4 protein-coding genes are annotated in these 7,189 nt (G+C 64.0%); all 4 read right to left on the bottom strand.

Going from position 1 to position 7,189, the window contains the following annotated elements:
* Nucleotides 1-84 precede the first annotated feature (84 nt).
* The 4 genes from AC27VQ_RS24810 to AC27VQ_RS24795 all read right to left on the bottom strand — a co-directional run bounded on the left by AC27VQ_RS24810 (nt 85) and on the right by AC27VQ_RS24795 (nt 6,984).
* Nucleotides 85-1,044, bottom strand: coding sequence for a hypothetical protein (locus AC27VQ_RS24810; protein ID WP_421591762.1), 960 nt, complete (start codon nt 1,042-1,044; stop codon nt 85-87).
* A 93-nt stretch (nt 1,045-1,137) separates the two neighbouring features.
* Complete coding sequence (gene ribB / locus AC27VQ_RS24805; RefSeq protein WP_488718430.1) at nt 1,138-2,238, bottom strand: 3,4-dihydroxy-2-butanone-4-phosphate synthase; 1,101 nt, start codon at nt 2,236-2,238, stop codon at nt 1,138-1,140.
* 10 nt (nt 2,239-2,248) lie between these two features.
* Nucleotides 2,249-3,346 carry a chorismate synthase gene (gene aroC, locus AC27VQ_RS24800; protein WP_488718429.1) on the bottom strand — a complete coding sequence of 366 codons (1,098 nt, stop codon included), beginning with the start codon at nt 3,344-3,346 and terminating at the stop codon, nt 2,249-2,251.
* A gap of 83 nt (nt 3,347-3,429) precedes the next feature.
* Nucleotides 3,430-6,984, bottom strand: a complete 3,555-nt coding sequence (locus AC27VQ_RS24795; RefSeq protein ID WP_488718428.1) for a bifunctional diguanylate cyclase/phosphodiesterase — start codon at nt 6,982-6,984, stop codon at nt 3,430-3,432.
* Nucleotides 6,985-7,189 lie beyond the last annotated feature (205 nt).

The following is a 7,189-nucleotide window of genomic DNA, read 5'->3' as shown; positions in this document are numbered from 1 at the left end:
CTCGATGAATGCGAGAGAACATAAAGGTGAATTGCACAACTTCCGGTAACGGGTTCGATAAAATTTTCTGTGTCTCGCTTGGTTTCAGGCCGTCACCGGCCTCCCGCCGAACGTGCCCTTGGCCTGCTCCGTCAGCGCGCGGAACTTCTCCGAGGCACCCGTCAGCTTGGCGTCCCAGTCCGGGTCCGGCACCTGGCCGCGGATCGTGTCGAAATAGACGGCCATCAGGGCGGCGATCGCGAAGGGTTCGAGCACGGCAGCCTTAAAGGCCCAGGCGAAGACGATGGCGACGATGAAGGTGAGGGCGGTGAGATCGCCGGGGAAGAGGTACACCACTGCGGCGGCCGGTGCCAGCGCCAGGAGGAAGACGACGATGGAGAGGATCCACAGGAAAACAGAGAGCCAGACGGCGTTCTTCACCATCTTCAGGCCGTTCTGTGCATAGAGCACGAGGCCGCGGCGCGAGCTTTCCCAGGCATTGTCGCTGCCGGTGCGGATGTTGTAGCCGAGGATGATCTCATCGACATAGGTCAAGGACAGGCGAATGACGGTGTTGGCGAAGCGCACGATGCCGTCGAGGCCGGGAATGGGCAGAAAGGCCGCGATGCCGCCGAGAAGGCCGGTGATGGCGGCGATCACGCCCTTGATGAGCTGGTCGAGCGCGAAGAGCACGTTCGCCTCGCCGAAGCGGGCGGTGACGACCTCGCGGCCATAGGCGACCTGGCCCTTGCCGTCCGGCAGCGGCTCACCGTCGATCAGCTTGACCATGACGGCGATATGGGCGGCCTTGACCATGTAGAGCAGCCATTCGCGCGCCCAATAGACGGCGGTGCCGACCAGCCCCATGCCGAAGATGCCGCCCCAGACGGCGAAGGATTCCGGGCTGTCGGAGAGCGAGCCGACGCCGTAGCCGATGCCGGCCCCCGTGCCCGTCGCCAGGATGAAGGCGAGCGTGATGACGAAATAGATCACCATCCGCGTGATGATGAAGGGCATGGTCTTCAGCAGAATGCCGATGGTCTTGCCGATGCTGAAGTCCCACATGCCCCGATGTCCCCACAGAAAATCCCGCGATCCGAACCGCCGCGCCAAAGGCAAACGTTTCGGAGCCGCGGGATATTCGAAGCCTTGGCAGACTTAGCAGAGATCCGTCGAGCTGATCTGGATGCCGAAGCCTTCGAGGCCGACATAGTGGCGCTCGCGCGAGGCCATCAGGCGGATCGAGGTGATGCCGAGATCCTTCAGGATCTGTGCGCCGAGGCCGATTTCCAGCCATTCGCTCTCGCGCGCCTGCGCTTCGTCATGGCCTTCGCGGTCATGTTTGCCCTTGCGGGCGGTCGAAGACTGGCCGACGCCGACGGAGCCTTCGCGCAAATAGACGATGACGCCGCGGCCCTCATCGGCGATGCGTTTCATGATGCCGTCGATCTGGCGTCCCGCGCCAAAAACGTCGTCGCCGACATTTTCGAGATGCAGGCGCACCGGAATGTCGACGCCGTCCCTGATGTCGCCGAAGACCACGGCGAGGTGCTGCATCGGATCCCAGGGCAGGGTGTAGGTCGAGGCCTTCGCCTTGCCGTAGGGCGTCTCGATATCGAAGCTGCCGACCTGCTCGATCAGGGTTTCCTTGCGCTGGCGGTAGGCGATAAGATCGGCGACGGAGACCTGCTTCAAACCGTTCTTTTCCGCGAAGGCCGCGACCTGCGGGCCGCGCATCACCGTGCCGTCGTCGTTGACGAGCTCGCTGATCACGCCGATCGGCGGGAGGCTGGCGAGCTTGCAGAGATCGACGGCGGCTTCGGTATGGCCCGAGCGCATCAGGACGCCGCCTTCGCGCGACACGAGCGGGAAGATATGGCCGGGACGCACGAAATCCGTAGCACCTACATTCGGATTGGCGAGATTGCGCACCGTCAGCGTGCGGTCGTCGGCGGAAATGCCCGTCGTCGTGCCGTGCTTGAAATCGACGGAGACGGTGAAGGCGGTGGTGTGGGCCGAATCGTTCTCCGCCACCATCGCGTTAAGGTTCAGCCGCTTGGCCTCCTCGCGCGGCATGGGCGTGCAGACGATGCCGGAGGTGTGGCGCACGATGAAGGCCATCTTTTCCGGCGTGCAATGCACGGCGGCGACGATGAGGTCGCCCTCGTTCTCGCGGCCATCGTCATCCATCACGACGACGATTTCGCCGGCCTCGAAGGCGCGGATGGCATCGACGACACGCTTCTGGTCGTAGCTCATGGCAAAAATCCTATTTCAGGCGGCCGGTCTGGCCGCGATCGCGGAGATAGTGGTCGGCAACGGCGCAGGCGACCATGGCCTCGCCGATCGGCACGGCGCGGATGCCGACGCAGGGGTCATGGCGGCCCTTGGTGCGCACATCGACATTGTTGCCGTCGGCATCGATCGAGCGGCGCTCGGTCAGGATGGACGAGGTCGGCTTGATGGCAAAGCGCGCGACGACCGGCTGGCCGGTGGAAATGCCGCCGAGAATACCGCCGGCATGGTTGGACAGGAATATCGGATTGCCGTCATTGCCCATGCGCATTTCGTCGGCATTGTCCTCGCCGGTGAGCTCGGCCGAGGCAAAGCCTTCGCCGATCTCCACGCCCTTCACGGCGTTGATCGACATAAGCAGCGAGGCGATGTCCTGGTCGAGCTTGCCGTAGATCGGTGCGCCGATGCCGGCCGGAACGCCCTCGGCGACCACTTCCACGACGGCGCCGATCGAGGAGCCGGCCTTGCGGATGCCGTCGAGATACGCTTCCCAGACGGGCACGATGGCGGGATCGGGGGCGAAGAACGGGTTGTTGTTGACCTCTGCCCAATCCCAGTTGCGGCGGTCGATCTTGTGCTTGCCGATCTGCACGAGAGCGGCGCGCACGGAAAGCCCCGGCACGACCTTGCGGGCCAAGCCGCCGGCGGCGACGCGCGCCGCGGTCTCGCGGGCCGACGAGCGGCCGCCGCCGCGATAGTCGCGGATGCCGTATTTCACGTCATAGGTATAGTCGGCGTGTCCCGGGCGGTAGCGCTTGGCGATCTCGCCGTAATCCTTCGAGCGCTGGTCGGTGTTCTCGATCATCATCGAAACGGGTGTGCCCGTCGTGATCATCGTCTCGCCGTCCTCGTCCAGCATCACGCCGGAGAGCACTTTCACCAGATCGTCCTCGCGGCGCTGCGTCACGAAACGCGACTGGCCGGGTTTGCGCTTGTCGAGCCAGGCCTGGATTTCGGCAAGCGTGAAGCGGATGCCGGGCGGGCAGCCATCCACCACACAGCCGAGCGCGACCCCATGGCTTTCGCCCCAGGTGGTGACACGGAAAAGATGACCGAAACTGTTATGCGACATGAGCGGACCCGGACCCGATAAACCTTTGCCCCCTCCTTAGTGGAAAAGGCGGGGGCGGGACAAGGGTTTCGCGTCAAGTCGGGTCAGGAAGCGAGCTTCCAGCGCATCTCGCTGCCGAAGGCCAGGAAGTCGTCGCGGGAAAGCGGCTTGGCAAAGGCGTAGCCTTGCAAGAGGTCGCAGCCGAGCAGGCCGAGCATTTCGGCGTGGTCCATGGTCTCGACGCCTTCGGCGACGATCTCGATATTGAGCGAGCGGCCGATCTCGATGATCGAGCGCACAAGCGCCTGCTCGTTGTGCGAATTGAGGATGGGGGCGACGAGCTGGCGGTCGATCTTCAGGCGCTTGGGCTTCAGCTTGAGCAGGCTGACGATCGAGGTGTGGCCGGTGCCGAAATCGTCGATCTCGATATCGATGCCGAGCGCCTTGATGCGTTCGAGATTGGAGAGAACGATGTCGTCGCTCTCGTCGAGGAAAATCGATTCCACCAGTTCGAAGGAAATCTGGCCGGGCTGGATTGCAAGGCCGGTCAGGCTGTCGATCAGGCTCTCGTCGCGCAGGCGGCGCGCCGAGACGTTGACCGAGATCTTCGGCATGATCAGGCCGCGGGCGGCCCAGCGGGCGCAGTCGATGAGCGCCTTTTCGAGCACGATCCGATCGAGCGTCGCCATGACGTTGAGGTCTTCGGCGATCTTGAGGAAGCGGTCGGGCGTCAGGAGCCCGTCGCGCGGATGGTTCCAGCGGATCAGTGCCTCGGCGCCGGCGAGCTTTAGCGTGCCGGCCTCGATCTGCGGCTGGTAATAGGGCACGAACTCGTTGTTTTCGATGCCGGCCAGGATGTCGTCGGCGATGCGCTTGTTCGAGATGATCTCGGCCTGCAGCACCTCGGTGAAGAATTCGTGGCGGTTGCGGCCCATGGCTTTCGCCCGGTAGAGCGCGATATCGGCGTTGACGAGCAGCTTTGCCGTATTGATCGCGTGCCCTTCGGCAAGTGCCACGCCGATGCTGACGCCGAAGCGGCACAGATGCCCCTCATAGTCCACCGGCTGCTGCATCAGCGTGATGATGCGGCGCGCCAGCGTGCTGAGATAGGCCTGGTCGGTGGTGTTGGTGACGACCACGACGAATTCGTCGCCGCCGATGCGCGCGACGAGATCGCCCTTGCGGGTGGAAGCGCGCAGCACTTCCGAGGCATGCACGAGCAGCGCATCGCCGGCTGCATGGCCGAGCGTGTCGTTGATCTGCTTGAAGCGGTCGAGGTCGATATGGAGGATGGCGACGCGCACGTCCATCGTCTCGCTGAGCTCGGCGATGCCGGTCAGTTCGTCGTCGAGCATGCGCCGGTTGCCGAGCCCCGTCAGCGGGTCGTGCAGGGCATTGTGCTCGATGCGGTCCTTCGCCTGTTCCAGCTCGACGTTCTTGGCGTCGGCCTGTTCCTTGGCGGCCTTGAGGTTCTGCTTGAGGATGACGTCCTCGGTCACGTCGAAGGCAAGGCCGACGAGCTTTCGCGTGCCGCCGTGGCCGTAGTGGATCTTGCCGACGGAGCGGACATAGCGGATGGCCCCGCCCTGCAGGGCGACACGCGCCTCGTGCACATAGGGCAAGTCCTGTTCGATGCAGCGGGCAACATTTTCGACGATCGCATCGCGGTCGTCGGCATGCATGGCGGCTAGCCATGCCTCGTGGGTGACGATGCCGTCGGTGAATGTCAGCCCGTAAAGCTGGTGCATGCGCGGATCCCAGAAGGTCCGGCCGAGATCGAGATCAGCCTCCCAGAGGCCGCACTGGTAGGAATCGAGCGCGAGGTCAAGACGGCGGGTCGTCTGTTCCAGTTCGCTGTTCTGGAGTTCGGAGCGTTCCTTCGCCTCCTTGAGGCGCGCGGTGATAAGCACGTCCTCGGTAACGTCGAAGGCGAGGCCCACCAGCTTGCGCCGTCCGTCCTGCTCGACATGCAGCTTGCCGACGGACTGGACGTGGCGGATCGTACCGTCAGGGTGCACGACGCGAGAGGTGCGCATATAGGGCACGCCTTCCTCGATGGTCGTATCGGCCTTGCGCTGGGCTTCCTCGCGGTCGTCGGGGTGGATCGCATTGACCCAGGTCTCGTTGGTGATGCGCTTGCCGGTGTTCGTCACGCCATAGAGCTGGTGCATGCGGTCGTCCCACAGCGTCAGCCCGTCTTCGAGATCGGCCTCCCAGAGACCGCACTGATAGGCGTCGAGCGCGAGGTCGAGACGCCGGGTCAGCTTGGCAAGCTCGGCATTCTGGACTTCGGCATGCTCCTTGGCGGTCTTCAGCGCCTCGTTGAGCAGCACGTCCTCGGTCACGTCCCAGCTGATGCCGGTCAGCTTCTCCTCACCGTTCGGGCCGATCAGGCGCGAGCCGACATTGCGGATATGGTGCCAGCTGCCATCGGGCATGCGGACGCGGTATTGCGACTTGTAGTCGTTGCCGCCGGCGCGGATGAGGTCCATCTCGGCCTTGGCGGTGGCAATGTCATCGGGGTGAAGCGCCTCGCGCCAGAGGTCGTCGTTCGGCGTCTCGTCTTCCGGGAAACCGTGCAGCCGGTGCATCTGGGCATCCCAGTTGCGCCCGCCGGTCGAAAGCTCGACTTCCCAGATGCCGATCTTGGAGGCGTCGAGCGCGATATCGAGGCGTTGCGAGAGGGACTGCACCTGCCGCTCGCGCGCCCGCAGCCGCGCAATGTTGCGCTGGCGCTCGCTGACGAGGCCGCCGGTCAGCAGAATCGGAACGATGATCACGAGTGCGGCGGCGAGGATGAACATCCTAACCTGTGTCAGGTTCGCCGGCGGGTGATGCCAGCCCTTCTTGGGAACGGCGGCGAGCTCCCAGCGGCCGCCCGGAAAATCGAGCACCTGCACGACGGGATCGTTCTCGAAGATCTCGGCCGCACCGAAGAATGGATCGATAACGTTGTCCGCCACGCTGACATCGCGGATGGCAAGCTCGATATCGGTCTCGTGCTGGCGCATGTCGCGCAGGGCATGGATATCGGGGCCGATCAGCCCGGCATCGCTAAGCAGCCTGCGCTCGTCGACCAGCCCGTCGATATAGCCCCAGAAATAGTGCCGCGCATCGACGGTTCCAAACACCGGCATGAAGAGGTGGAAGCCGCGCCCGCCCTTGGCGAATTCGACCGGGCCGAGCATGAGCGGGCGCCCGCGCGAGCGGTCTGCCTGGGCGGCATGGCGGAAGGAGGGGAAGCGGTTGAAATCGGTGCCGAGATAATGCTGGTTGCCGTCGAGCGGGAAGGCCTGGGTGACCTTGGCACCCGGTGCCACGCCGACGCGGCGGAAGTGGCTGTTCTGCAAAAGCAGCTTGCGGGCGAAGACGTTGAACTGCAGCGATGCCTGTTGTGGCGCGACGGCGAACATGTTGGCGACGCTGCGCAAGGCCGCGACATCGCTGTTGACCTCGCTTTGCAGTCGTGCGCCGACGAGTGCGAGATCGCCGGATACATGGGCCTGAAGCTCGTTGCGATAGATCCGCTCGTTCTGCTGTTCGTAGAACACGCCTGCCGTCAGGATCACGACGCCGGCGATCGCGGCCGGCAGGAGCGAGGGGCGCGCCCATTCTGCGATGGACGCCATATGGCGGCGGATGGCGGCAGGCAAAGACAAGACGGCGGTCCCCGATGACGGCAAAACGGTAAGGGGGGCTTCCTTAAGATTGCATTTATAAGCGACTGAAATACTTGTATTTCCGCCTCGAAAGCGGTCGGCATTTCCCGTTTTGGCGCAACCCTACAACCGGATTTGTCAGACAATCCGGGGGATGACGTTGCGCCCCGCCTTGATTCGTATGATCTTTCCGGCCATCCATTTC

It is taken from the genome of Shinella sp. 20P9.1.1 (genome assembly GCF_057798995.1).
Note: the sequence above shows the minus strand (reverse complement) of the source record. Positions and strands in the feature narration are given on the sequence as shown.

What these genes read in the sequence shown, in the direction of transcription:
- AC27VQ_RS24810 (WP_421591762.1), bottom strand. Translation starts at nt 1,044, where the DNA reads ATGTGGGACTTCAGCATCGGCAAGACCATCGGCATTCTGCTGAAGACC.
- ribB (WP_488718430.1), bottom strand. Translation starts at nt 2,238, where the DNA reads ATGAGCTACGACCAGAAGCGTGTCGTCGATGCCATCCGCGCCTTCGAG.
- aroC (WP_488718429.1), bottom strand. Translation starts at nt 3,346, where the DNA reads ATGTCGCATAACAGTTTCGGTCATCTTTTCCGTGTCACCACCTGGGGC.